18 protein-coding genes are annotated in these 25,601 nt (G+C 49.0%); 14 read left to right on the top strand and 4 right to left on the bottom strand.

Annotated elements, in window-relative coordinates:
• Positions 1 to 44: 44 nt before the first annotated feature.
• Positions 45 to 1,511 carry a glycine--tRNA ligase gene (locus tag L21SP3_RS01370; RefSeq protein ID WP_390612111.1) on the bottom strand — a complete coding sequence of 489 codons (1,467 nt, stop codon included), beginning with the start codon at positions 1,509 to 1,511 and terminating at the stop codon, positions 45 to 47.
• A 916-nt stretch (positions 1,512 to 2,427) separates the two neighbouring features.
• Between L21SP3_RS01370 and L21SP3_RS01365 the strand changes: the two genes are divergently transcribed.
• The 6 genes from L21SP3_RS01365 (at position 2,428) to L21SP3_RS01340 (ending at position 10,527) form a co-directional block, all read left to right on the top strand.
• The gene (locus tag L21SP3_RS01365; RefSeq protein ID WP_161488045.1) at positions 2,428 to 3,534 is read left to right on the top strand and encodes a DNA polymerase III subunit; all 1,107 of its coding nucleotides are present in this window, start codon (positions 2,428 to 2,430) and stop codon (positions 3,532 to 3,534) included.
• 77 nt (positions 3,535 to 3,611) lie between these two features.
• Positions 3,612 to 4,826 (top strand): PSP1 domain-containing protein, encoded by a 1,215-nt coding sequence (gene ricT, locus L21SP3_RS01360; RefSeq protein WP_077538825.1) that lies wholly within the window; start codon positions 3,612 to 3,614, stop codon positions 4,824 to 4,826.
• 51 nt (positions 4,827 to 4,877) lie between these two features.
• Positions 4,878 to 6,902, top strand: coding sequence for a methionine--tRNA ligase (gene metG / locus L21SP3_RS01355; protein WP_077538823.1), 2,025 nt, complete (start codon positions 4,878 to 4,880; stop codon positions 6,900 to 6,902).
• 21 nt (positions 6,903 to 6,923) lie between these two features.
• Positions 6,924 to 8,237: an FtsX-like permease family protein gene (locus L21SP3_RS01350; RefSeq protein ID WP_077538821.1), complete on the top strand. Its 1,314-nt coding sequence runs from the start codon at positions 6,924 to 6,926 to the stop codon at positions 8,235 to 8,237.
• 4 nt (positions 8,238 to 8,241) lie between these two features.
• Positions 8,242 to 9,663, top strand: a complete 1,422-nt coding sequence (tilS, locus tag L21SP3_RS01345) for a tRNA lysidine(34) synthetase TilS (RefSeq protein WP_161488044.1) — start codon at positions 8,242 to 8,244, stop codon at positions 9,661 to 9,663.
• Complete coding sequence (locus tag L21SP3_RS01340) at positions 9,664 to 10,527, top strand: peptidylprolyl isomerase (RefSeq protein ID WP_077538817.1); 864 nt, start codon at positions 9,664 to 9,666, stop codon at positions 10,525 to 10,527.
• A gap of 62 nt (positions 10,528 to 10,589) precedes the next feature.
• Here the strand turns inward: L21SP3_RS01340 and L21SP3_RS01335 are convergent, their stop codons facing one another.
• The 3 genes from L21SP3_RS01335 to L21SP3_RS01325 all read right to left on the bottom strand — a co-directional run bounded on the left by L21SP3_RS01335 (position 10,590) and on the right by L21SP3_RS01325 (position 17,213).
• The gene (locus L21SP3_RS01335) at positions 10,590 to 12,590 is read right to left on the bottom strand and encodes a sulfatase-like hydrolase/transferase (RefSeq protein WP_077538815.1); all 2,001 of its coding nucleotides are present in this window, start codon (positions 12,588 to 12,590) and stop codon (positions 10,590 to 10,592) included.
• A gap of 169 nt (positions 12,591 to 12,759) precedes the next feature.
• Positions 12,760 to 13,566 (bottom strand): helix-turn-helix domain-containing protein, encoded by an 807-nt coding sequence (locus L21SP3_RS01330; RefSeq protein ID WP_077538813.1) that lies wholly within the window; start codon positions 13,564 to 13,566, stop codon positions 12,760 to 12,762.
• A 542-nt stretch (positions 13,567 to 14,108) separates the two neighbouring features.
• Complete coding sequence (locus tag L21SP3_RS01325) at positions 14,109 to 17,213, bottom strand: ABC transporter substrate binding protein (RefSeq protein ID WP_161488043.1); 3,105 nt, start codon at positions 17,211 to 17,213, stop codon at positions 14,109 to 14,111.
• A 954-nt stretch (positions 17,214 to 18,167) separates the two neighbouring features.
• Here L21SP3_RS01325 and L21SP3_RS01320 point away from each other — a divergent pair.
• From L21SP3_RS01320 to L21SP3_RS01285, 8 genes are all read left to right on the top strand, one after another.
• Positions 18,168 to 18,653 carry a 3-hydroxyacyl-ACP dehydratase FabZ family protein gene (locus L21SP3_RS01320; protein WP_077538809.1) on the top strand — a complete coding sequence of 162 codons (486 nt, stop codon included), beginning with the start codon at positions 18,168 to 18,170 and terminating at the stop codon, positions 18,651 to 18,653.
• 1 nt (position 18,654) lies between these two features.
• The gene (locus L21SP3_RS01315) at positions 18,655 to 19,962 is read left to right on the top strand and encodes a beta-ketoacyl-[acyl-carrier-protein] synthase family protein (protein ID WP_161488042.1); all 1,308 of its coding nucleotides are present in this window, start codon (positions 18,655 to 18,657) and stop codon (positions 19,960 to 19,962) included.
• A gap of 1 nt (position 19,963) precedes the next feature.
• Positions 19,964 to 21,268, top strand: coding sequence for a beta-ketoacyl-[acyl-carrier-protein] synthase family protein (locus L21SP3_RS01310; RefSeq protein WP_077538805.1), 1,305 nt, complete (start codon positions 19,964 to 19,966; stop codon positions 21,266 to 21,268).
• A gap of 25 nt (positions 21,269 to 21,293) precedes the next feature.
• Positions 21,294 to 21,830 carry a nitroreductase family protein gene (locus L21SP3_RS01305; RefSeq protein WP_077538803.1) on the top strand — a complete coding sequence of 179 codons (537 nt, stop codon included), beginning with the start codon at positions 21,294 to 21,296 and terminating at the stop codon, positions 21,828 to 21,830.
• Positions 21,831 to 21,834: 4 nt separating this feature from the next.
• The gene (locus L21SP3_RS01300) at positions 21,835 to 22,533 is read left to right on the top strand and encodes a hypothetical protein (RefSeq protein ID WP_077538801.1); all 699 of its coding nucleotides are present in this window, start codon (positions 21,835 to 21,837) and stop codon (positions 22,531 to 22,533) included.
• 23 nt (positions 22,534 to 22,556) lie between these two features.
• Positions 22,557 to 22,736 carry a small basic protein gene (locus tag L21SP3_RS01295; protein WP_077538799.1) on the top strand — a complete coding sequence of 60 codons (180 nt, stop codon included), beginning with the start codon at positions 22,557 to 22,559 and terminating at the stop codon, positions 22,734 to 22,736.
• 122 nt (positions 22,737 to 22,858) lie between these two features.
• Positions 22,859 to 23,968, top strand: a complete 1,110-nt coding sequence (locus L21SP3_RS01290) for a pyridoxal phosphate-dependent aminotransferase (protein WP_077538797.1) — start codon at positions 22,859 to 22,861, stop codon at positions 23,966 to 23,968.
• Positions 23,969 to 24,084: 116 nt separating this feature from the next.
• Positions 24,085 to 25,584 carry a hypothetical protein gene (locus L21SP3_RS01285; protein WP_077538795.1) on the top strand — a complete coding sequence of 500 codons (1,500 nt, stop codon included), beginning with the start codon at positions 24,085 to 24,087 and terminating at the stop codon, positions 25,582 to 25,584.
• Positions 25,585 to 25,601 lie beyond the last annotated feature (17 nt).

Here is a 25,601-nt window from a genome sequence, read left to right as displayed (position 1 = left end):
TCTTAATTCCTTGAATATTAAAAAATAATTCGAAACGGGAGCTGCTATTGTTTTCCCCAGCAGCTCATTTTCTCAAAGAGGTATGCTGAGAGCTTGTCCTGATGCACCCTTTCCTGCGCCATTGTATCGCGGTCTCTAACGGTTACAGTGCCGTCTTCTTTCACCTGCCCGTCAACGGTAATGCAGAATGGGGTGCCGGCTTCGTCCTGCCGGCGGTATCGCCTGCCGATTGCCCCCTTCTGGTCGTAGAAAACGTTCCAGTGTGCTCGGAGGCTGTCAACGATATTGTGGGCAATCTCGGGCATTCCCTCCTTCTTCACCAGCGGAAATACCGCTGCCTTTATCGGGGCAATGTCCGGATGAAAACGAAGGAGATTGCGTGTTTCGCCTTTCACCTCTTCTTCGTCGTATGCATCCACGAGGAAGGCAAGGGTGCTTCTGTCCACCCCTGCGCTGGGCTCGATTACATAGGGGATGTATCTTTGCTTTTTCTGCTCATCGAAGAATGAGAGCGGGCCTTTGTGGTAGTCCGGCTGCTCGTCCTTCAGCTCCACCTTGGCAAGGTCTCTGCCGGACTCGATGAAATTATTCATACTACGCATACCCTGCTGGTGCCTGCGGAGGTCGTAGTCGGTGCGGTTTGCAACGCCTTCGAGCTCCTGCCAGTCGCCGCTGCCGAAGGGGAAGCGGTATTCAACGTCGATACAGGCCTTTGCGTAATGGGCGAGCTCGTCTGAATCGTGGTCGCGCATTCGCAGATTGTCTTTGTTAATACCGTATTCTACATACCAGTTGAAACGTTTCTCTTTCCAGAATTCGTACCACTGCTCGTCTGTACCCGGCTCGCAGAAGAATTCCAGCTCGGCCTGCTCAAACTCGCGAGTCCTGAAGATAAAGGCCTTCGTTGTAACCTCGTTCCTGAAGCTCTTGCCGATCTGCGCGATCCCGAACGGGACTTTCACCCTCGTGCTGTCTAACACGTTGCGGAAATTCGCAAAGATCCCCTGAGCTGTCTCAGGACGAAGATATACGGCCATATTGTCATCGGCGTTTGCACCCATCTGAGTTTCGAACATAAGCTTGAAGGCCATCGGCTCGGTAAACTCGCCAACTGCACCGCAGTTTGGGCATACCTTGTCTGAGATGATTCTGGGGTCCTGCCCGATATCCTCGGCCTTTTTCCCCTCTTGGTTGAGAAGGTGGTCTATTCGGGTTCTGGTATGGCATTTCCTGCATTCTGTAATCAGATCGGCGAACTTGTCTGCATGGCCGGATGATTTCCACACCATCGGATGCATCAGTATGCTGCTGTCTAAGCCGACAACATCATCACGCATCTGGACTGTGCTTTTCCACCACGCATTGCGGACGTTACGCTTGAGCTCGCTGCCCAGAGGGCCGTAATCATAGCAGCTGGCCAGTCCGCCGTAGATTTCGCTGGACTGGAATATGAATCCGCGTCTTTTGCACAGAGATACAATGTCTTCAAGTTTGTTAAGTTTTGCCATTATAAACCTTTAATTCTCATTAGATTGGCGGCTTTAACAAGATACAGCCCGCAAAGGGGCAAGCCGAAAACGAGCATTATATTTGCACTATTATTGATTACAAGATTTTTGTAATTGGTTTGAACCACGAAGTTTTTACATTGAGCCTGTCCGCCGCAGGCGGAGAGGAAGCGGAGGGGATTTTTTAGACAGGATTAACAGGATTGACAGGATAGATATTTGATAAGGAAAAGGCGGAGAAAGATTTTTGGGCGGGTGATTGGCTTAAACCACGAGCAGCACTGAGATATTTCAGCCACTGAGCGGCGCTAAGAAGCACTAAGGGGGATATTTTTAAAGTTCAAGGCAATGATAAGGGGAAAGTTTTTCATATTACAGCGGTGCGGCACAAGCCGCCCGCTAAGCCGACACAACGAATAGACTCTTCATATTACAGCGGAGTTCGCCGTGGCGGACCCGCTAGGCATTCTTTTAGAAAAGATTTTTCGCTTACCGCCGGCTCTTCACGTTTCGCTATCCTAGCGGGTTCGCCACGGCGAACACCGCTGTACGACGCTGCATTATTAAGCAGCGAACCGCTGGCTCTGTAAATAGAGAATAAATTCTGCAAAGCATTGCAGCATTAAGATTTGCGTTTTGCCGGAAAATATTGTCGTACACGGCAGACATTTAAGACCCTGAGAGCGACAGGATTTTTCGGCCTTCAATAACACTGAAACGCAATAAGGGGTAATAATCTTCTGTTTACCGCTAATTATCACTTATATACTGAAGGGTTTGACAGTCAACTTATTTAGCGAAGGCTTATTCGAATCAAAGCAGGGCATCAGTGCATAGTTTTTGAAATGTTTTTATTTTCAAAATGAGGCAATTGAATACAATTGCGGTTCTAAAAAAAGAATTAACAGGGCTTAAAAGCTTGAGTTTAAGAGATATACACAGCCAGAATCATATAATCACCGCCTTTGAAGACAGTCTCAATGCCGGCAGGGTCGGGCAGTCTTTTATCTTCGCCGGCCAAGACGGGGTTGGGCGGTTCAAATGCGCAGGCGAGATCGCAAAACTGCTTCTTTGCGAGAGCCCCGAGAAATCAGAGCAGAACGGCAGGCCTTTTCAGGACAGCTGCGGGAAGTGCAGAAGCTGCAGGCTTTTCGAATCGGGCAGCCATCCGGACTTCAAACACATATACAAGGAGCTGAACAAATATTCTGAGATTCCGGAAATAAGGAAAAAATCCCCGAGCGAGTTTCTAATCAGCGTAGTACGTGAATTCTTCGTTGACAAGGCAGGCAAAAAACCTCAGCTGGCGCATAAAACGGTGTTTGTGCTGAGCGAGTCTGAAAAACTCAACCAAAGCGCCCAGAACGCCATCCTGAAAACACTTGAAGAGCCCCCGCCCCACTGCATCATAATCCTTATCTGCACCAGAACAGACCGCCTGCTTGAAACGATACTCTCCCGCTGCCAAGTGTACAACTTCGCCCCCGTGGATAGAGAGATAATCGCCGGCGAGCTTGAAGGCAGGGGAATAGACAGGCAGGAAGCAGTTTTCTGGTCTGGATTCACCTCCGGAAGTCTCGGAAGGAGTATTGAACTGAGCAGCCTCGAGGCAGAATGCTATTCAATCAAGAAAGAATTGCTCGAGAAGCTCGAATCCTTTACCCTTGCAGACGCTGTGGAGCTGGCTGAATGGCTTGGGGGGCGTTCGGGAGAAATAGCCGGCGCTCTTGGGAAAACCAGCGGCGCAGAAGGGAAGGCAGGCCTAAAACGGCAGGCACAGACTATAACTCTCAATATGATTATGTCCGCAGCTGCAGATGCGATGAAGCTGGCAGCGGGCAGCAGGGATCTGATAAATCACGACCAGCCTGAAGTGATTACATCTCTGAGCGAAAAATTCGACCCCTATCAGGCCTCAAGGCTCGTTGAAGATATCAACTCGAGCATCTCGATGATATATTCCTATGTCAATGAAAAATTGATTTTTGAGGATATTCTGATAAACTTCGCCCGAACAAAAGAATGAAATTATTGTTCACGCCCAACTATCATTCGGGATAGCGGCAGTATTACAATTAGACAGCAAGGCTCAGAAGCATAATTATGACAGATAGATCACACAATAAACATACCAAAAGGATGCTTGTCCGATACGGCAAACTCGGATTTCTCGGATGGTTCAGCCACAGCGAGCAGAGCTTGCCGAAGACAAAAACGAAAGTTATCATAAAGACCGAACGCGGGCTCGAGTTAGGCGAGCTTGTTGGAGCGAACAGCTCATACGTGCACGGGAATTTCAAGGGCAACTTCAACACCCTGCAGGAATACTTCGAACTCGACCATCAGGACTACCCGCTGGCCGAGGGAGGGGAGTTTGTGCGAATCGCAACAGCTCAGGATATAAACGAAGCCCAGCACGTGCGCGACTCGGCCGGCGAGGAGCTCAAGATCTGCCGTGAATACGTTGATAAGCTCGGGTTAAAAATGAAAATCGTGGATTTCGAGCATATCTTCGGAGGCGAGAGAATCGTTTTCTACTTCCTCGCAGACGGACGTGTGGATTTCAGGGAGCTGGTAAAGCAGCTTGCTCAGAAATTCCAGACAAGAATCGAAATGCGCCAGATCGGAGCCAGAGACGAGGCAAGGCTTATCAGCGATATCGAAACCTGCGGACAGGAATGCTGCTGCAGGAGATACCTCAAGATCCTCAAGCCGGTGAATATGCGAATGGCAAAAACCCAGAAAGCAACTCTCGACCCATCCAAAATCAGCGGACACTGCGGAAGGCTGAGGTGCTGCCTGAGATACGAAGACAAGACCTATCAGCAGCTCAAGAAAGAACTGCCCAACAGGCAGAGCTGGGTGAAAACTCCAGCAGGATACGGGAGAGTGATAGATTATCAAATCCTTACTCAGATTTTGCAGATTCAGTATGAAGACGGGAAGATGGAAGCTCTGCCCGCTGATGAGGTGGAGGTGCTTGAGAAGATGCCCGAAGAGGTTCGTATTGCAAGGGAGGCTGCAAGAGAAAAACAGCAGCAGTCTGAGCAAAGTCCCCGCCGAAGCGATACAAAAGCCGAAGGGAAAAACGAACGTGAGCAGAACTGCTCGGAAAAGACCGGCGGCGAAGGAGAGCAGGAAGAAAAAAACCGAGGCGATTCAGAAAAGCAAAACGGGAATAAATCCCAAAACCGAAAAGGCAGAAAAGGCGGAAAAGGCAAAAGCAGGAAGGCAAAGAACTGGCGTAAAAACGGCGAGAAGAACGCCCAGTCTGAAGGGGAGGATGAAACACCTTCTGAGACTGCCGAGAACGAATGATAGAATCACAAAGCAAAATTAAATGAATTTCAGCGAAATCAGAGGTTATATATGCCCCGAAACATTGTAGTTACATCCGCCCTGCCCTACGCAAACGGGCCTATCCACATCGGACACCTTGTAGAATACATCCAGACGGATATATGGGTGCGTTTCCAGAAGCTCAGCGGGAATCGCTGCCTGTACTTCTGCGCAGACGACACGCACGGAACGCCCATTATGCTCAGCGCACGCAAGCAGGGCATAAAGCCCGAACAGCTCATCGAAAAAGTACACGGCGAACACCAAGATGATTTCAGCTCATTCGGCGTGGAATTCGAGAACTACTACACCACCCACTCCAAGGAAAACAGGCAGCTCAGCGAAGATATCTTCCTCAAGCTCAAAGAGAAAGGCTCTATTGAAACCAGGGAAGTGGAGCAGGCATACTGCCAGAGCTGCTCGATGTTTCTGCCGGACAGATTCATTGTGGGCAAATGCCCGAAATGCGGAGCAGAAGAGCAGTACGGCGATTCCTGCGATAAATGCGGGAGTACATACTCCCCTACCGAGCTGACAAACCCGCGCTGCGCAATCTGCGGGGGCGAGCCGACTACCAAAACCTCCAAGCACTACTTCTTCCGCCTCGGCGATTATGAAAAGCAGCTCAAGGAGGTTCTCGCCTCTGGCCATGCGCATCCATCGGTATTGAAAAAGCTTGATGAATGGTTCGAGGCCGGCCTGCGGGACTGGGACATATCCAGAGACGGGCCTTACTTCGGCTTTAAAATTCCGGGCGAGGAAAACAAATTCTTCTATGTTTGGCTCGATGCCCCGATCGGGTATATGGCCTCCTGCAAGAACTGGTGCGAGAAGAACGGCTTTGATTTCAATCAGGTGTGGAACAGCCCGGACTGGGAGCTCTATCACTTTATCGGCAAGGACATAATGTATTTCCATGCCCTGTTCTGGCCTGCAATGCTGATGGGCAGCGAAAACAAGATTGCAGATAAGCTCTTCGTACACGGTTTTCTCACCGTTGACGGGGAGAAGATGAGCAAGAGCAAAGGCACGTTCATAAAAGCCCAAACATTCCAGAAGCACCTGAACCCTGAGTATTTGAGGTACTACTATGCCTGCAAGCTCAGCGACGGGGTGGAGGATATAGACCTGAGCCTCGAGGATTTCCAGTCCCGCGTGAATGCCGATCTTATCGGGAATCTGGTTAACCTTGCAAGCAGGTCTGTACCGATGCTCAAAAAGAAGCTCGGCGGCAGGCTCGGCGAAATGGACGAAGAAGGCAGGGAGATGGTAAATGAGATACTTCAGGCGAAAGATTCAATCGCTCAGAGCTATGAAACGCTTAAATTTTCTCAGGCGGTAAGGCAGATAGTGAATCTGGCCGGAAACGTAAACAGATATTTCGACAGGCAGCAGCCATGGATTACCGTAAAGGAAGATAAGGAAAAGACGCTCAAAACCCTCACTGCCGTTGTTAATGCGGTTAATGCCCTGAATATTTACATTAAGCCGGTTGTTCCGAAGCTCTCTGAAAAGCTTGAAAAGATTCTCGGCTGCGAGGAGCAGGGACTTGAAGATTTGGGCATACTTCCGGAGGGGCACGAGGTGAATAAATTCAAAAGACTGATGAACAGAATCGAAAAGGAGAATATAGAAGCTATGATTGAAGAATCTAAATCAGAGCAGAAAAACAGCCAAGATGCCCAGCAGACCCAGCAGCAGGAGAATCAGCTCGATGAGCCGCTCGCTCCGGAGTGCAGTTTTGATGATTTTATGAAGGTTGACCTTCGCGTTGCTGAGATTAAAAAGGCAGAGCACGTGGAAGGTGCGGATAAACTGCTCCATCTCGAGCTGGATATAGGCGGAATAACTAAAAACGTATTCGCGGGCATTTCCAAGGCCTACAAGCCCGAAGAACTCGAAGGCAGGCTGGTGGTATGCGTTGCGAATCTCGCACCTCGCAAGATGCGTTTCGGCGTCTCTGAGGGCATGGTAGCGGCCTCGGGGCCGGGCGGGAAAGAAGTATTCCTGCTCAGCCCGGACAGCGGCGCAAAGCCCGGACAGCGGGTGCATTAATATAAGGATGCAGGAAAACAGATGCTGAAATACCTGCTTTGTCTGCGATATCTGCTGAAAGTTCGCCTTGTGGTAATCAGCGTTCTTGCAGTAGCGCTGAGCTGCGGACTGCTTGTGTCTATAAGCTCTGTATTCAGCGGCTTTATTGAGGCGGTTGAAAAAGGGGCATCCGATTCGATGGGCGATGCTGTTATAAGGCCTCATCCATCCCTTCAGATTTCAGACTTCAAAACCCTCACCGGCAGAATAGAAGATATTGAGGGCGTTAAGGCGGCCTCTGGCCTGCTAAACGCCCAGGGACTTGTGCTGATAGGCAGAGGACAGGTGAAGAAAACGCAGATTTGGGGAATCGATATTGAAAGTCAGGATGAGGTTACAGGCATACGCAATGATTTTATCAGCTCTGAGGGCAGGTTTTCAGGCGATTCGGCAGCCCTTTCTATCGGCCTGCTAACAAGCCCCGATCCGGTTACTGATAAGTACGATTTCGAAGAGGCCAAAAGCTGGACGGGAAAAAATGCCCTCGTCCTTACAGGCAGGCAGGGCTCCGGGGATGCCGCCAATTTCCAAAGGAGCGATCTGCGGGTTAAGATTGATGCGGTATCGTTCAGCGGTATAAACCAGTTCGATTCCTCCAGCGTTTACCTGCCCATCGAAACCCTCAGCAGGGAGCTTTATCCCGATAAGAACAGCCCGCTGGCAGACACAATCCAAATCAGATTCAATCAGGGCCTCAGCGACCGCAGACAGAGAGAGCTTCTCTCGAAAGTTCAGACAGTATGGTCGGACTTTGCGAGAAATGAGCTCGGCTGGCCGGCAAGCTGGGTGGGCTACAGCTCTATCGCCCTGAGCAGAGATATGCAGAAACGCCTCGTTGCAGAATACCACAAGCAGATGGATGTTCTGATGGCGGTGTTCTCAATCGTCAGCGGCGGCGTTGTCCTGCTGATATTCTGCATTTTCTATATGATTGTTATGGGCAGACGCAAAGACATCGCAATCCTGCGCAGCTTCGGGCAGTCCCGCGCAGGCGTCGCTGGGGTGTATCTGCTGTTCGGGGTGTTTGTGGCGATTGCAGGAACGGCGCTTGGCATCCTGTTCGGCTGGCTGTTCACAGAAAATATCAACACCATCGAAAACCTTATCAGCCGGCTCACAGGCGTGAAGATATGGAAGAGCAGTGTTTATATGTTCACCAAAATCCCGAACAGTTTGGATATCGGCTCTGCCGTGAGGATTTCATTTTATGCCCTCGCCGCCTCCCTTGCAGGGGCTCTTCTGCCCGCTGTATCCGCCGCAAGAACTGATCCTGTTAAAACGCTCAGATACGAATGATCTGATGAATGAGTTTGAGTCCAAAATACTCAGCGCTTTGGAAAGCGTGAAAGAATTGCATCCCTCCGCAAGCCTGCTTGCAGCATTTTCGGGAGGCCCTGATTCCTGTGCGCTTCTGGAGGCAGCCGCAGCTCTTTGCAAAGAAGGCAGGCTCACTGCCCCGCTTGCAGCCGTTCATATAAATCACAATCTGCGCGGCGAGGCATCAAAAAGGGATGAAGAGTTTGCCCGTAAGTTCTGCGAAGACCGAGGCATCGAGTATTACAGCGAAACCGCAGATGTTTCGGGCAGAGCGGAAGAGAAAAATGAGTCTGTGGAAACTGCTGCAAGAAATATCAGACTCGAAATTTTCAGCAGGCTTTCACGCAATAAAGGCTTCGACTGCATCCTCACCGGCCACCACGCCGGCGACAACTGCGAGACTGTAATCCACCGGCTCCAAAGAGGCACGGGTTTCAGAGGCCTTTGCGGGATAAGGCAGTCAAGGCGGGTAAACGGGCTCCTTCTTGTAAGCCCCCTGCTCTTCGCAGAAAAGGATGAGATCCTCGAATACTGCAGAGAAAAGGCAATCCCTTACGCTGTTGATTCAACAAACCTCACAAATGACTATCGCAGAAATTTTATCCGCAATTCCCTGCTTCCGGAAATCAGGAAAGAATCCCCGAATATCTGCGAAAAGCTCTGCCTTCTAAGCGAGGCAGCAGAAAGGCTGGATGAAAGCGTGTGCAGGGAGGCGGAAAACTGCTGGCACAGCACGGTAATCATAAGCGAGCAGGATTTTGTAACGGTAAACCGAAACGAATTCAACGCCCTTGCAGTCCTCGTGAAACAGGAGATTGCGCGCAGGATTTTGGTTCAGCTCGGGGCAGGCGAAAACAAGCTCACCAGAGACCATTACACCCGAATACTTGAGCGTGCCGGAGAGGCTCAAAGCTCAAAGCTCCAGCTGCCCGATGAGATCTACGTTTTCACAAATCAGGACAAGATAATCTTCTCGCTCTTGAAGACAGAAGGCCTCTCCGGCGTAAAAATCGAATCGCCCGGGAAATTCAGATTCGGCGTTTGGCAGATAGAAGTAAGGCAGGAGCAGTTCGATAAATCAAAATTCGAAAGATTCCTCAAAGAAAAGCCCAAAGGCACAACCCTTTTCGATGCAGAGAAAACCGCCCTGCCCATAACCGCAAGACAGAGGCAGGCAGGCGACCGCTTTATCCCGTTCAGCCTCAATTCGCCCCAGAGGGTGAACAAATTTCTCATTCGGGCGAAAGTAAACAGGATGGAAAGGTCTAATGCGGTTGTATTCCAAGACAAAACAAGTAAAATAATATGGGTAGCACCATACAGAACTTCGGAAGAAGTGAAGATAACGGAAAAAACGAAATGTATCATTTTAATAAAACTTACGAGGCTTCAATTAGGTGAGTAAATGTCTATGTATGTAAACGGTGAAATAGTAGAAGATACGCTTATCAGCGAAGAGATGGAACGTATGCGTCCGCAGTATGAGCAGGTTTTTGCGAATATGGAACAGACCGAGCGGGAAAATCAGCTCAAGCAGTGGGCAAAGGAAAACCTCACAGAGCAGTTCATCCTCAAGCAGGAAGCGGACAAACGTGATTATGACGTGGCAGAAGAGGTTCAGAAAACCTACAGCGACCTTATCGAAAAGGCCGGCGGGAAAGACAAGTTCTTCGAGGAAAGAGGGCTTGATAAGTCCAGCGAGGATGAGGTAATAAAGGATATTGAGCTGCAGACAAAAATACGCAGGCTCGTATCCGAGGTTCAGGACTCCGCTGATGCCCCCTCATTCGAGGAAATCGAGGATTACTACGAAAACAACAAAGAGAAATTCGTGATCCCCGAGATGGTGCGTGCAAGCCATATCGTTAAGCACCTCGCCCCGGGCGAAGAGAACGATGAGGCATACGAAGAGCTTCAGGGAGTTTTGGAGCGGATTACAAACGGCGAGAAAGATTTCGCTGAATTCGCAGCGGAATATTCAGAATGCCCGGACCAAGGCGGAGATCTCGGCTACTTCGCACGCGGGAAGATGGTGGAAGACTTCGAGGACATCGCTTTCGGGATGGAAGTAGGCGAGGTGAGCGAGGTTTTCAGAACCGAATTCGGCTTCCATATCGCAAAAGTTACCGACAGGCAGCCCGAGAGACAGTGCGGGCTTGATGAAGTGAAAGACTACATCGAAAACCAGCTTCAGGAACAGAAAAAAGAAGAAGCACTCGAGAAATTCCTCGATAAGCACGTTAATAAGGCCAGCGTCGAAGAGAAGTAGAAGCGGGACAAACAGAAAAAAGCAAAGGCGGCAATTTCAGCCGCCTTTTTTTGTCTTATGATTTAAAGGGTGCTGATTCTGATATTGCTCAGGCAGCCCTTGAACCAATTCTCCGAGGAGTAAGTTCCCACCTGCGAGATGAGGTCTGCCCCGATCTGGAGCGTGTCTCCTGCGTCGCGGGTGAAAACAGAGTCTTTTTGGCCTGAAGCAGTTAGCTCGCCGTTTACGTAAAGCTCCATCCTTCCGCTGCTGCTCAAAACTGCGGAAATATCAAATTTCCCTGATGGCACGTTTTCCGATCCTTTTATCGTTGTGCGGGAGTTTTCTACGCAAACGCAGAAGGCCGGCTTCCCGCCGTCGAGATACAGCGAATATCCCGTGCGGCTTCCGCCCTGAGCGAGCAGTACGCCGTCTTGGGCGTCCGGGGCGGCCTCAGCAGAAATCATAACGCCTGAATCCTCAAGCTTCGGGACATCCATAATAAACACATCCAGGCAGCCGCTTCCTTCAAAGCAGAATCGCTGCCCGCTATCATCCTGAGCCACATCCACGCCGGTATTCACCGCCCTTGCCTTGGATTTGCCAAGGTCTATCGTAACCGGAGCCAATGCGGGGGTTGGCGTATTATTCTGCACAGGCACTCCGACATCGCTCGCCCAAGCCCTGATTTTTCCCCAAAGCTCGCTTACCTTATCCGGATGCTCTTCAAAGAGATTATCCTGCTCTGAAATATCCTCACTCAGATTGTAGAGCTGGGCTTCAGACCCGTCTGGATTTATCAGAAACTTCCAGTCCCCGTCGCGCACCGCAAGGCTCGGGCTGCTGTTGAACGGGCTGCCTGTACCGGGTTGGAAGAACGGCTCGCCGCAGTGCCAAAATACCGGCTCATCCCTTTGCGGAGCATCGCCAAGCAGAGCACCGCTCATATTAAGCCCGTCGAGGTTTGCAGATTCAGGCACTTCAACCCCTGCAATACTGCATAATGTGGGCAGCATATCCATCCCGCATACAACGCTCTGCCTGTTCACGCTGCCCGCCTTGATCCTGCCAGGCCAGCGGGCTATAAACGGCATACGAATCCCGCCTTCATACAGGCTCAGCTTCCTGCCCCTGAGCTTGCCTGTAAATCCCGGAGGATTCCAGCCGTCGCTGTAGAAGTTGCCCCCGTCGGTAGGCCCGTTATCGCTCACAAGCACTACAAGCGTATCCTCAGCAACTCCATGGCTCTCAAGTGCGTTCATCAGCCGGCCGATCTGCTCGTCGAGATTCTCGAGCACAGCGAAAAATTTCTGCTCGTGCGGGTTATCCGTAACGTTTTTCCATTTGCCAATCTTCTCGGGCAGGTGCTGGGTGTGCACGTCGTCAGGCCAGAGGTTGATAAAGAAGCTTTTATCCTTATTCCGGCTGATAAAATCAATCACCTTATCCACATAAATGCCGCTGAGCTCGTGCTTATCCGCCCAGCGAATATCGCCCTTGCCCAGCTGTCCGCTCTGGTCTGAAAGGCCGTGGCCATTGATGAGCACCCTGTCTCCAAGTCCTTCAAAATTTACATAGCTCTCGTCGAAGCCGTATTCGCTGGGGAACGGGGCGTAGTCCACATCTCTTCCCCCGCCCATATGCCATTTGCCTATATGGGCAGTGGCGTATCCGGAGCTCTTGAGAAATCTCGCAAGGCTCGGGGCATCGAGGTCGAGGTAATCTGCCATTTCTCGGCTGTCGTTTCTCGAGCTTGAGGCGATGTATGTATGTATGTCCCAGCGGGTTGGATACTGCCCTGTAGTGAGCCCAACTCTCGTGGGCGAGCAGACCGGCGCATTGACATAGAAATTCGTAAGCCTAATGCCCTGCTTTGCGAGCCTGTCCATATTCGGCGTTTTCATCACAGGATTTCCGAAGCAGCTTGGGTCTGCATAGCCCATATCATCGATGAGGATGAAGATTATATTGGGCTTGGAGCCTGAGGCTGGGGTTTGAGCGAATGATAAACCGCCCGCAAATTGAGCGGACAGGACAGAACAGCCCGCCGCTTTGATAAAATCTCTTCTGGTATGTTTGTGCATAATATTTAAGCTTTCAAAAAATTACAAAAATTCCTGCCTTAAACTGCAAATATGAAGTTTTTCTGTTATTAAAATACAACTCAGCGAAAATTTTTTCATTTTTTATTCTATTTCGCAATAATAAATGCAAACTGAATAAATCAAAGCTTGCCGGCAATGGTAAAATATTTTACTGCCCGCCTTCGCCGGCTTCGCTCCGCCTTTTACGCACCCATTCAAGGAATTCGGCGTTTGCCCTGCTGCCGGCAGTGAAGATCGCTATCCGAAGCTGGTATGCCCTGCCTGCGTAGTTCTTTGCCCCGGGGCCTCCGAGCCTCTCTGAGAGATAACTGCGGAATTCCTTCATCGTGAAATCCCCGATATCCCCGCCTTCACCGGCAGAAGGCTTAGACGAATCCTCTGACATGTTTCCTCGTCGCTCGGGTTTGTCCGCAGAGCTGCCCCCCGCTTCACCGGCAGACCCTTGAAATCGGGCTTTCCCAGTGAGAACAGCCCCGTCCTTACCGGCTGCTGGTTTTCCCTTACAAGGCGGAGAACAATGAGCCCCTACAGAAGGCTCAATTGTTCGCTCCGCCGCCTTTTCTTTTTTATTTCTTTTACTTTTTAAATTATGTGTGTCAGTCTGACACTTTCCAGTGACAGCTTGGCACCCCTCAGTAACATTCTGACACAACTTAACGCCATCCTGACACGTGTCATTTTGTCGTTGTGCCAACCTGTCATCCCCCGCAATGCAGGTATCTGCTGTAATTATGGTGCGGTTGTTGCCGGATTTGTAAACACGGATCAATCCCATGCCCTTGAGCTCCATCACGATTCTTATTAGAGTTCTCAGCGATACGCCGCAGATTCCAGCAAGCTGGGCGTTGGAGAGCTTGCAGCCCTTGGGCAGCCTGCCCGCCGCGAGCACGAGCTTCTCGGCACTGCCAACGGATAGATTCAGGATGTCCGAATCGATTTTGATGTAGTCGATCATTTCCTTCTCCTTATTAACCTGTTTAAGTTCTCAAAAAGGCTTCCGGCAGATTGAAGAGAGGCTGCAAAAAAACAAAACTTAACCAATCTGCCATAGCCTTTTAACAAAAACGACCTCTCAACCTTTGGCTGAATGTTAATAATTTGCGCGAAATTTTCCGTTCAAATCGCCGGCTGTAATTTGTAAATATATGAAATAAAAGGGGTTAGAAAATTCCAAAGTCTTTTATTTTTCCCGCTCTCAAACCCGCGTTTTATAATTCTCGATGTGATTTACAGCCGCTGAGCAGCGCTAAGATATTTCAGCCACTGAGAAACGCTAAGAAGCACTAAGGGGATATTTTTAGACAGGATTAACAGGATTGACAGGATAGATATTTGATAAGGAAAAGGCGGAGAAAAATTTTTGGGCGGGTAATTTTTTAATCCTCGTGGGATTGGTTTAAACCGCGAAGGGCTCGAAGGGCACGAAGATTTCTGTTAGTTATTTAATAGAAGGGCTTTACATTCATAAAATCTGTGGACAAAAAACTTCGATTCGGATTAATTCTGCGGGATTTTGAGGATTACGGTAAACCGGAAAACCGAGCCCTTCCCCTCTTCGCTCTCAGCATCGATTCTGCCTCCCATAAGCTCTACAAGCTCTCTGGAGAGCGCCAGACCCAGCCCCGTCCCCTCGTATTTTCTGGAATCAGATGCATCTGCCTGCGTGAATTTATCGAAAAGCTCCTCGAGTCTGCCTTCCGGCATCCCTATTCCCGAATCCTCAATAACAAATTTCACCGATGCCTGAATCTGATTGATATCTTCGAGTAATACCTTAATTTTCACCCCTCCCTCATGGGTAAATTTCACTGCATTCCCTGCCAGATTTGACAGCACCTGCCTTAACAGCTGGGTATCTCCGAGCATTTTCTCAGGGAGCTGATCATCTATTGCCATCTCAAATTCGATTTGTTTTTCTTCGGCTTTCTCGGATATAATCGCAGAGATCTCATCCATAAATTCCCGAATGCTGAATTCATCTTCCTGAACCTCAAGCCCCTTTGCCTCTGCCTTTGAGTATTCGAGGATGTCATTAATAAGTTTAGCAAGCTTTCGTCCGGATTTGAGAATAAGCTGCACGCCCTCGCGTTTTTTGTCGTCGAGCTGGTCGTCATCGATTACCTGAGACATACCTATAATCGCATTCAGCGGAGTTCGCAGCTCGTGGCTCATAGCAGAAAGGAAATGGGCTTTGGCTCTATTTGCGGCCTCAGCGGCAGCAGTAAGCCGGTTTGCGCTTTGCACCTGATTCTCCAAAACTTGGTTGAGTTTTCCGGAGTGTTTTAAGGACTCTTTGAGCCTTTCCTCCATCTTTGTCCTGTTTACCGCTGCCCCGAAAGAACCCTCCAAAGATGAGAGTATAGCCCGTTCCGCCTCGCTCCACTCCTGCTCAAAACGGCAGTTGTCGAATCCTACAAACCCCCAAAATTCATTTTCAATCTTTATGGGAACTGCGATCATTGAAATTATTTTCTGCGGGCGAAGCACTTCCTTCTCACTCTCCGGAAAATCCTTCACGTTTCCGGCAATAATTTCCCCTTCGGTTAAATTTTCGTACCATCTGGGGAATCTCTCTTCGAAACGAAAATTCTGCAGGATTTGGCTGTTAAGCTGAGAACCGATTTCTGTTTTAGCCCATTCATAATGCTGGCTTGCAAGCATTTTCCCGCTCTCAGGGTCTTTATGGCATTGGAATATGTACGCTCTGTCCTGATCGGCCGCCTTGCCTACTATCTCAAGAGCCCTGGGAACTGCCTTATCCAGATCGTTCTCTTCAAGCAGCAAGGCTGTTGATGTCTCTGCGGCTTTTAGCAGGTAAGTCTGCTGCTTCAGAGCGAGCCTGGATTTTACGTGTTCTGTGATATCCTTGTCCGTACCCCTGTATCCCAAAAGCTCGCCGGAATCGGAAACAACGGGAAAGCCGCTTGTTGAAACCCAAATCTCTTGTCCGTTTTTGGTTATAACTTTATCGTGGAAATTCAAGAATTTTTTCCTGTTTCTTATAATATCAAACGCACTTGGCATAAGCCTTTCTTTTTCATCTTCAGGCCAGAGATCGTAAAAATGCTGTTTACCTGCCAATTCCTCCGGTGCATATCCGATAACTTCTTTCGATATATCGCTTACATAAGTGTATAGACCTTCAGGATCAATCTCCCAAGCGAAGGTTTTGCTGTGCATTGAGAGCTGATAGTATCTTTCATTGTTCAGCTCAATCTGCTTTTGGTATTCTTTGAGCTCGGTTATATCCTCAAGCCTTTGCAGGATCTTTTCTATTTCTCCTTCGTCATTAAAGATTGGCACGCTTACCTCGGAAACCCATATATCCAATTGTTCAATATAACGTACTGCCGAAAAGGGTTTCTTTATTTCAATAGCTTTGCTGAATCCGCACTGCTCGCACGGTTCGTCCCTGCCAAACAGGGTGAAGCATTTCTGACCTGTCGTCTCCTCGGGTTTGCGCCCGATTATTTTCTGCGCAGCTTTGTTGCAGTATACGATAGTTCTGTCAGGCTTGAGCAAAGCAACCATATCAGGGAGGCCGTCCATTATGGTTTTGAGCTGGTCGTATCTGGCCTGTTTGCCTCGGGCTTTTTCTCTCTGCAGAAGTTTGAAAATAAGGATAAAAATGAGAACCGCTTCAACAGCTATAATCCCAATCGCAAGGATTATCTTGCCCTTATGCCTTTCAGCCCAGTTGTAAGGTTTGTTTATTATTTCATAATTTTGGATTGCTGGAGAATCTTCAAAGCCGAATCTCTCAAGGGCATTGTAGTCCAATATCACCTCTTCGCTTTCCCGCACAACGGGAATCTCTGAAGGCGGTTTCCCGGAGAGAATCTTCAAGGCCAGCTCGCCTGCAAGCTTGCCCTCGCCTGAGCCGCTGCCCACCTTCCCGCCGACAACGCCCGAACCGATATTCACCTTGTTCATGCAGAAAATCGGGGCAGGGCAGGCTTCTGAGAGAATGTCGGCAGATTCTTTGTATGTGTAGAATTTTCCGTCCGGCGTGCGGTTTACAAGGGTAAGAAGCGCTGCATCTGTTTCGGGGTTCAGGGCGGAGAGCTCTTTCAAGAATCCTTCCATTGTAAGCCCTGTGAGGTATCTTATTTCGATGTCTCTTACCTTGCCGTTGAGGGCTTTATGAACATTGTTCACCGCTCCAATGCCGGTGTTCGTATTATCCCCTACTACTGTAACGCTTTTGAGCTGCGGATTGAGCTTTTTTATCAGCTTGATTGTACCGAGCGGGTCGTTTATATCGTCCACGCCCGTGTACCACTCCGGATTGTCCAGCATATCCTCGGAGTAATCATTGATTCCGCAGAAAACTATCGGGGTTTGCGGGAAGAGCTCATTTCTGTGGCGGACGGTGAATTCAAGTGCATCATTATCTGATGCTATTACTAAATGAAGCCTTTCTTTGCTGTATTTTTCCTCCAAAAGAGCGGTGAAAGCCTCTTCTATTTGTGGAAGCGGGTGCCGTTTGGAATCGAGGTATTCCACGTGAAGGTTTATCTGCGGATATTCTATAAATTCATTTTCTACTGCCTCAGTGATGCGGTCTTCCCATAAATTGCCCTTATGATATGAATTGAGCATCAATACGTTTGATTTCGGGATCTGATAGCTGCCGGCATTTTCTGAATTTGAAAAACCAAGCGGGCAAAGAAATAAAAGGACAATTAAAAACACGAAACAGCTTTGGTAGGCTGAACAACTTTTATCTTGCACGCAATCATTCATCAAATATCCGATTTCCAACTTAGACAGCAATTATAACAAAAGACTCGCAAAAAAGCTAAGTACTTTTACGTAAAATCGTATATCTCGGATGGTATCAAGTATTCTGCCTTAATTCAAGTTAAAATTAAAAAATCAAACTTTTTTTGGCGGGGGATTGGATTTAAACTACGAAGGGCACGAAGAATTTTTTGTATATTGTTTTACAGCAGAGCTTTACATTCATAAAATTATCTGCGATGTTTAACATTCCCCGTACTACAGCGGTGCGACGCAAGTCGCCCGCTATCATTCTTTTCGCTTATCGCCGGCTCTTCACGTTTCGCTCTCTTGGCGGGGAGCTTGCGCTCCTCCGCTGTACGACGCTGCATTATTAAGCAGCGAACCGCTGGCTCTGTCCGTAAACGTACTACAGCGGAGTTCGCCGTGGCGGACCCGCTAGGGATTCTTTTATAAAATAGGTAACTGTCCCCTATTTTTCATCTGTGCCATCCGTGCCATCTGTGGATAAAAAAATCAATTGAAACCATATCCCCTTCGTGTGTTTCGTGTGCTTCGTGTGTTTCGTGGTAAAACAAAACACAAAATGTTTGCTATTTTTCCATCAAAAGAACTTATCTTAAATAATCAGTGAAAAATTAGTGTAGATTAGTGGCTGAAAAAAGCTTTGCAAAAAAATAATATCGCGTACATTTCTCTCCCCACAGCTGACTGTTGAATAATCTTATCCATTAGCTACAATTACGGGTCTGTAAACGTGGGCAGTATGCCTTCGGTTCGCATAGAAAAAATATAATTAGACAGGTATATGATATGCGGTGGATTTGGATAGACAAATTCAAAGAGTTCAACAGCGGCAAAAATGCCGTAGCGGTGAAAAATATTTCGCTCGCAGAGGAACATCTGCACGACCACTTCCAAGGTTATCCGGTGATGCCGGAATGCCTGATGATAGAGGGGATGGCTCAGACAGCAGGACTGCTTGTAGGCGAGCACGGCGGCTTCAAAGAGAAGGTGATCCTTGCTAAGGTGAACAAGGCGGAATTCTACGATTACGCCCGCCCGGGCGAGACAATCGAACACCACGCAGAGCTTGTATCATTCGCGCCGGAAGCTGCAAGCGCAGCAGGTAAGGTGTATAAGCAAGGCAATCTGCTTGCCGAGATCAATCTGATGTTCAGCCATCTGGACAACAACATATCAAGCAAGCGTTTCCCCGAGGAAAACTTCGTGTTTACAGAGATGTTCGAATGGCTGATGAGAGACTATCATGCCAGAGTTAAACTGGAGCAGAGCTGATATGGAACAAAGGATCGTTTTAACAGGGCTCGGGCTTATCGGGCCTCTGGGGCTGAGCCTCGAGGCGAGCTGGGAAAAGCTTATCGCAGGGGAATGCGGGCTCTCAGAGATTGAATGTTTTGATGCAGCCCGGATGCAGTGCCGGATAGCCGGCGAGGCGGAGCAGTTTAAGATGAGAAGCTACCTGCCCAAATACCACCGCAAGGCCGCAAAGCTTATGAGCAGGGATATCCAGCTTGCGGTTGTGGCGGCGGATGATGCCTTCCGCACGAGCGGGCTGGGCACCAAATGCATTGAAGCGGAGCCTTTAATAGAGCCCAAACGCACAGCAATCGGCGTTGGTGCGGGGCTTATAAACTGCGATATACCCGAGATAGCTGCCTCTGTGGCAGCGAGCCTTGAAGACGGGGAATTTGATATGCAGAAATGGGGCAGGGAAGGTATGGCAGAGCTCACGCCGCTCTGGCTGCTGAAATACCTGCCGAATATGCTTGCCTGCCATATTGGAATCATCCACGATATCCAAGGCCCGGGCAACAATATCACAACAGGCGAATGCTCAGGGCTTCAGTCTGTAATAGAGACAGCGGAAACGATTGAATCGGGCTTTGCAGATTACGGGATAGCCGGCAGCGGCGAGGCATCCGTGCACCCGATAACGCTGATGCGCGCTTTCAAGCTGGGCAGGCTGAATACGCAAGACAACGACCGCCCCGCCTCAGCGGTTCGCCCGCTGAGCGAAGACGCCTGCGGGACAGTGCTCTCGGAAGGGGCTGCAATGGCTGTGCTCGAAACGAAGGCAGGAGCAGACAGACGCGGGGCGAAAGCTTATGCAGAGCTTGCAGGCTTCGGCGAAAGCACGAGCCTCAGCGAGAATTACGCTGCGTTGGAACAAAGCGGAGAAGGCCTTGCAGCTGCAATCAAAAACGCTATTGAGATGGCCGGAATTGCACCAAAAGATATAGACCTTATAGTCCCCTCTGCGGGCGGGATTAAGGAAAACGACTCCGCCGAGCTGAATGCCCTTAGGGCAGTGTTTGAAGGCTCGCTTGCGGATATACCTGTTTGCCCGTGGAAGAAGTATTTCGGGCTGATGGGCAATGCGGCCTCCGGTGCGGATCTTGTGCTAGGGGCAAAGGCTGTGAGCGAGGGGGTTGTTCCGGGCATCGGTGAGCTTGCAGAGCAAATGCCCGAGGGAATCAATGCCCCGGCAGACACTCAGGAGAAAGAAATCCGCTATTGCGTTTGCTGCGGCTTCACCCCGGGCGGCCAGACTGCAGCAGCTGTTTTGAAAAGGAGCGGCGAATAATATGAGAAAGCGAATAGTAATCACAGGACTCGGGCTCGTTTCGCCTATGGGCTGCGGCGCAGAGAAGGTTTGGAAAGCAATCCTGAACGGCGAAGACGGCTTCAACTATATCACAAGATTCGATGCCTCCACCTTCCCCACCACTTTCGCAGCGGAAGTAAAGGATTTCAGGCTCGAAGACTACATCAACGATACCCGCTCACATAAAGACGCACTGAATCCAACGCAATTTGCGCTTGCAGCAGCTGCGCAGGCTTGCAGTCAGGCGGGGATCGAGATTGAAGACGCCGCTGATAACAGCAGCTTAGACAGAAGCCGGCTCGGGATATATATGGGCTCAGGAGAAGGCCCGATAGACCACGAAACATTCTTTTCAGCGATAGCAGGCTCTGCAAGCGAGAACGGCAGGGAAATAGACTGGCAGAAATGGACAAAAATCACCGATCAGATGATGCTCGCCCCGCGCGAGATTGAGCAGCAGCCTAACATACCCGCAGGGCATATATCCCTGATGACCAGAGCAAGAGGGCCTGTTCGAAGCTGCCTTACAGCCTGTGCGGCGAGCTCTCAGGCGATAGGCGAGGCCTCGCTTATGCTCAGAAGGGGCAGAGCTGATATAATGCTGGCTGGCGGGTCGCATTCAATGATTCATCCGCTCGGGGTAACCGGGTTCAACAAGCTCACCGCCCTTTCAGAGAGGAACGATGATATACATACCGCCTCTCGCCCCTTTACCAAAAACCGCGACGGGTTTATAATAGGCGAAGGTTCGGCAGTGCTCGTTTTGGAAACGCTCGAATCGGCAAAGGCACGCGGAGCCGAGATACTCGCAGAGATAGCGGGATACGGAAGCAGCTGCGATGCCTTCCGCGTTACAGATATGCACGAAGATGCAAGAGGAGGGTCTTCGGCAATCGAGCAGGCGTTGAAAGATGCCAACACCAGTAAAGAACAGATACAATACATCAATGCCCACGGCACCAGCACTGGTGAAAACGACCGCATCGAAACAAAGGCAATAAAGAACGTTTTTGGTGAGCTGGCGTACAAAATACCTGTAAGCAGCGTTAAGAGTATGCTCGGGCATTTGATCGGCTCAGCAGGAGCAGCAGAGCTGATAACTTGCGTTATGGCACTTAGAGACGGTATAATCCCGCAAACTGCCAACTACGGCGAGCCCGACCCTGAGCTTGATTTGGATTACGTTCCCAACAAGCCCAGAGAGAAGCAGCTCAAATGCGTCATGAGCGAATCCTTCGGGTTTGGGGGGCAGAATGATGTTCTGGTGCTCAAAAAATTTGAATAATCTTGGTTAATAACAGGGAGAGAATATGGATCTTTTTGAAGCTTTCAAAAAAAGACACAGCTACAGAGGGGATTTCACCGACGAGAAGGTAAGCAGGTATATGCTGGAAAAGATTGTAGAGGCCGGCATACTAGCCCCTTCCGGTAAAAACGAACAGACTACGCAGTTTGTAGTTGTAGATGATGAAGAAAAGGTTAAAGAAATAGCCTCGATTTCCGGCGGGCGCAAGGCCTTTCATACAGCTTCCGCTTACATTGTGTGCCTGATAGACAGAGAGCCTGAGCCTATTCTCAAAGATATGAATTTTCAGGTGGAAGACTGTGCAGCAGCAGTGGAGAATATGCTTCTTGCGGTATCATCTTTCGGTCTTGCAACAGTATGGATCGACGGCTGGCTGAGAGTAGAGGGAAGGAATGAGAAGGTTTGCGAGATTCTGGGCGTTCCGAAGAACAAAATTGCAAGAGTGATCCTTCCTATAGGATACCCTGCAAAGACTCCCGAAGGCCCTGAAAAACTGGGGATAAACGAAAGAGCCTCATTTAATACTTATGATTTAAGCTGAGAAAATGGCCTCCAACAGGAATAAAAAACCGCTTTATGAATCCCTCGGCGGGAGTATGGGCTCGCTGATGAACGAGGGCAAGCCGGCTAATATAAAAACCGGCAAGCCTATAGACATCGGCAAACAAACGAGCCAAAGCAGCGGGGAAAGGTCTAATAAAAAGCTCTTTCTCTATCTCACAGGGCTGATAGCGGTTGTATTTCTTTCTGCATTTATTGCATTTTCTCTGATAGATATGAAGTCTTCCGGGCAGACCGAACAGCCTGCCGGGGAAACTTACCAAGCGGAAGGGCAAAAAGAAAGCCCGACCAGCACAAAAAATGAATCAAATTCTGAATCTCTGCTGGACAAGGAGCAGGAAAATTCGTATAATTCTCCGTCCGGTTCTGAAAAACCAGCTGAGAAAGAGGTTTCTCAGGAAGGTTCAAACAGGATTGTAGTGGCTTCGTACGGAAGCAGGCGAGACCTCCAGCCGGTAATGAAGTATTACGAAGCCAACGGGATTCAGCTTAAAATAGTTGAAATCGGCTCTCGTTATTTTCTCGTTACAGCAAGAAAATTCGAGAGGTTTTCAGAAGGAAGCCGAGGCCGGCAGTACCTTGAGCAGATAAAAGAAATAGGCTTGGGGTATAACGCTCCAAAAGGCTATGAGAGATTCAGCTCAACGCCTTTTCAGGATGCTTACGGCAGGAAAATGAATTAAAACGTTTATAAAAGGATAAGAAAATGTCAGTTGATCGTTCTTTAAAGGTGTCTAATGCTCTCAACAGACACAGAAATGTGCTTTCAAGGGCAGAAAGAGTTGAAAGGCTTATTGATGAGGGGCGTCTGGAAAAAGGCGACTTCGTTACAGGACTTCCTAAAGTTTCAAACAGAAAAGTTGTAGCCGGCAAGAAGAAAGGCTAGAGCCCAGAGGAACTATTCCAGCCTTCACTTACTTATGCAAATGGCGCCGTTTTTCTGTTTAGCGGAAAAGCGGCTTTTCTGTGCGCAAATAAAACTTTCGCCAAATTTTAAGGAGCAAAGAAATGAATAATTTTTTATCACAGCGCAGCAGTCTGATAGATGCCAGCGGGATACGCAAAGTTTTCGACCTCGCTGCCAAACTGGAAAACCCTATAAACTTCTCTATAGGCCTGCCCGATTTCGATGTGCCCCAGCCGATTAAAAAGGCCGCTGCAGACGCAATCGATCAGGGCAAGAACAGATATTCGCTTACAGCAGGCATACCTGAACTTCGCGAAAAGATCAGCACAGAGGTTTGCAGTAAGTACGGCTGGGATAAGGCGGACACGCTCGTTGCAAGCGGAGTAAGCGGGGCTCTTCTGCTCACCTTCCTCGCCACTATAGACCCGGGCGATGAGGTTATAGTGCCTGACCCGTATTTCGTTATCTACAAGCATATTATAAACGTTCTGGGCGGGAGCTGCATTTACCTCGACACCTACCCTGATTTTCAGATAGACCCCGAAAAGCTTGAAGAAAAAATCACCGACCGCACGAAAATAATCATCCTCAATTCGCCCTCCAACCCAACAGGAGCAGTTTACAGCGAGGAATGCGTTAAGGCGGTCTCTGAAATCGCAAACCGCAGAGACATCCTGATTATGAGCGATGAGATATACGATAAGTTCTCATATTCAGGCCGCTGCCCAAGCGCAGCAGACTACTCGGAAAATACAATCCTTATGAACGGATTCAGCAAGAGCTACGCAATGACAGGCTGGCGAATGGCTTATGTATCGGTGCAGGATAAGCTAAAAGGTCTGCTCAATGAGATGACCAAGTTCCAGCAGTACACATTTGTATGCGCTCCAACCCCGTTCCAGTATGCAGCTCTCGAGGCTATGGACTTCGAAATAAGCGACAAGGTGGCCTCGTATGCCCGCAAGAGAGATATGCTCTATGAAGGACTGAAGGGGAAATTCGAGATTGCAAAACCTGAAGGGGCATTCTATATGTTCCCGAAGGCTCCCGGAATGAGCGGAAGCGAATTCGTGGAAAAGGCTATTGAGAATAATGTGCTGATTATCCCGGGCAGCGTTTTCAGCGAAAAAGACACCCATTTCAGAATAAGCTATGCCACCTCAGACGAGAAGATTAAGCAGGGCATAGATATACTGAACTCTATTGTGTAATTTTTCGTATTGCAGCGCAGAAACTCACGCTCTAAAAGCTTGCTTTGAAGCTTTGTTATGTTATTATTTCCAATAGACAGTAATGTTTTAGACCTAATTTCATATAAAGGACATAAATGCGCTGCATATTTATACTTTTTTCCGTTATTTTTTCTTCGGCTATGGCTGAGATCAGCCTGCCTTCAATGTTCTCCAACGGCATGATAATTCAGGCCGACTCATCAGTACCTGTTTGGGGGAAGGCCCCTGCATACGAAAAGGTGGAGATAAAGGGCTCTTGGATGGGCATGGCCAAGATGACAAGAGCAGACAGCGAGGGGGAATGGAAGACAAATATAAAAACCCCTGAGGCCAGCAGAGACACTCTCGAGCTTACCGTTACTACCGGAGCGGGCGAATTCAAGGCAATCAAAAACGTGCTTGCTGGCGAAGTGTGGCTGTGCTGCGGGGATGAAAATATGCAGATGCCGGTATCAATGGCAATGAACGCTGAAGCGGAAATTGAAAACGCCGACCGCCCTGAAATACGTTTCTTCACACCTCCTGAAAGCATTTCTGCAGCACCGAAAGAAGAGGTTGCTGGGAAATGGAAGGCCGCCAACAGGATGAATACCGGAAGCTTCAGCGCAGCGGCTTACTATTTCGCCGACCATCTCTTCGACCAGCTCAGAAGACCTGTAGGCATCATTTCTGCCACCTGCGCTTCCAGTTCGGCAGAGGCTTGGATAAGCAAAGAAACAATCACATCCTCTCGCAAGATGCTTGATGTGGTAAAGAAATACCCGAAACTTGAAGATTACGGCAGGAAGAAGATAGAATTTTCGGAGGAATTCAAACAGTGGCTGGAAACAGAAGAAGGTCAAAGGCCAACTGAACCCAGCTATCTCGACTACACAGACCTGCCTTCGGCCACCTATAACTCTACCCTGAGCCCCCTAGCTCCGTACAGAATTAAGGGAGCTTTTTTCTTTCAGGCTGATGCTAATCTGCAGCGTGCATATCAGTACCGATTTATCCTCGGGCTATTAATAGAGGACTGGCGGGAAAAATGGGACGTCCCGCAGCTTCCCGTGTACGCAGTTCAGCCGCAGATTGACGGCTATTCCGATGAAAAGCTGAAATTTATGCCGGAGTTCTGGGAATCACAGATTGATGTAACGCAAAAATATCAGAATACTGCACCTATTGTTTGCTACGATGTTGATAAAGACAATCGCCAGGAGCTGGGAAGAAGATTCTCTGTAACAGCTCTTGCATACAACTACGGTCTCCCGGATACGCCGCATAAAGGGCCTACATACGTCAGAAAGAGGATTGAAGGCAATGAGCTGAGAATCTTTTTTGATAACGTAGGCAGAGGGCTCACTACGCAGTCATTTGGCGCAGTAGAAGGATTTGAGATTGCAGGTATAGACAGAGTTTACCACCCGGCAAACGCTATTATCGAAAGAAATACGATACTTCTTTCCGCTCCGGAAGTAGAACAGCCTGTAGCTGCCAGATACGGCTGGAACCTCACTAGCGAGAACGAGAAACTGCCGAATCTCGAAAACAGATACGACTACCCCGCACAGCCGTTCCGGACAAGCCGCTGGAAATACATAACCAGAGATTAAAAAAGCCTTATTTTCAA

It is taken from the genome of Sedimentisphaera cyanobacteriorum, assembly GCF_001997385.1.
Classification (GTDB): domain Bacteria; phylum Planctomycetota; class Phycisphaerae; order Sedimentisphaerales; family Sedimentisphaeraceae; genus Sedimentisphaera; species Sedimentisphaera cyanobacteriorum.
Note: the sequence above shows the minus strand (reverse complement) of the source record. Positions and strands in the feature narration are given on the sequence as shown.

What these genes read in the sequence shown, in the direction of transcription:
- ricT (WP_077538825.1), top strand. Translation starts at nt 3,612, where the DNA reads ATGACAGATAGATCACACAATAAACATACCAAAAGGATGCTTGTCCGA.
- tilS (WP_161488044.1), top strand. Translation starts at nt 8,242, where the DNA reads ATGAATGAGTTTGAGTCCAAAATACTCAGCGCTTTGGAAAGCGTGAAA.
- L21SP3_RS01315 (WP_161488042.1), top strand. Translation starts at nt 18,655, where the DNA reads ATGGAACAAAGGATCGTTTTAACAGGGCTCGGGCTTATCGGGCCTCTG.
- L21SP3_RS01295 (WP_077538799.1), top strand. Translation starts at nt 22,557, where the DNA reads ATGTCAGTTGATCGTTCTTTAAAGGTGTCTAATGCTCTCAACAGACAC.
- L21SP3_RS01305 (WP_077538803.1), top strand. Translation starts at nt 21,294, where the DNA reads ATGGATCTTTTTGAAGCTTTCAAAAAAAGACACAGCTACAGAGGGGAT.
- L21SP3_RS01320 (WP_077538809.1), top strand. Translation starts at nt 18,168, where the DNA reads ATGCGGTGGATTTGGATAGACAAATTCAAAGAGTTCAACAGCGGCAAA.
- metG (WP_077538823.1), top strand. Translation starts at nt 4,878, where the DNA reads ATGCCCCGAAACATTGTAGTTACATCCGCCCTGCCCTACGCAAACGGG.
- L21SP3_RS01310 (WP_077538805.1), top strand. Translation starts at nt 19,964, where the DNA reads ATGAGAAAGCGAATAGTAATCACAGGACTCGGGCTCGTTTCGCCTATG.
- L21SP3_RS01335 (WP_077538815.1), bottom strand. Translation starts at nt 12,590, where the DNA reads ATGCACAAACATACCAGAAGAGATTTTATCAAAGCGGCGGGCTGTTCT.
- L21SP3_RS01300 (WP_077538801.1), top strand. Translation starts at nt 21,835, where the DNA reads ATGGCCTCCAACAGGAATAAAAAACCGCTTTATGAATCCCTCGGCGGG.
- L21SP3_RS01325 (WP_161488043.1), bottom strand. Translation starts at nt 17,213, where the DNA reads ATGCTCAATTCATATCATAAGGGCAATTTATGGGAAGACCGCATCACT.
- L21SP3_RS01350 (WP_077538821.1), top strand. Translation starts at nt 6,924, where the DNA reads ATGCTGAAATACCTGCTTTGTCTGCGATATCTGCTGAAAGTTCGCCTT.
- L21SP3_RS01285 (WP_077538795.1), top strand. Translation starts at nt 24,085, where the DNA reads ATGCGCTGCATATTTATACTTTTTTCCGTTATTTTTTCTTCGGCTATG.
- L21SP3_RS01340 (WP_077538817.1), top strand. Translation starts at nt 9,664, where the DNA reads ATGTCTATGTATGTAAACGGTGAAATAGTAGAAGATACGCTTATCAGC.
- L21SP3_RS01290 (WP_077538797.1), top strand. Translation starts at nt 22,859, where the DNA reads ATGAATAATTTTTTATCACAGCGCAGCAGTCTGATAGATGCCAGCGGG.
- L21SP3_RS01330 (WP_077538813.1), bottom strand. Translation starts at nt 13,566, where the DNA reads ATGATCGACTACATCAAAATCGATTCGGACATCCTGAATCTATCCGTT.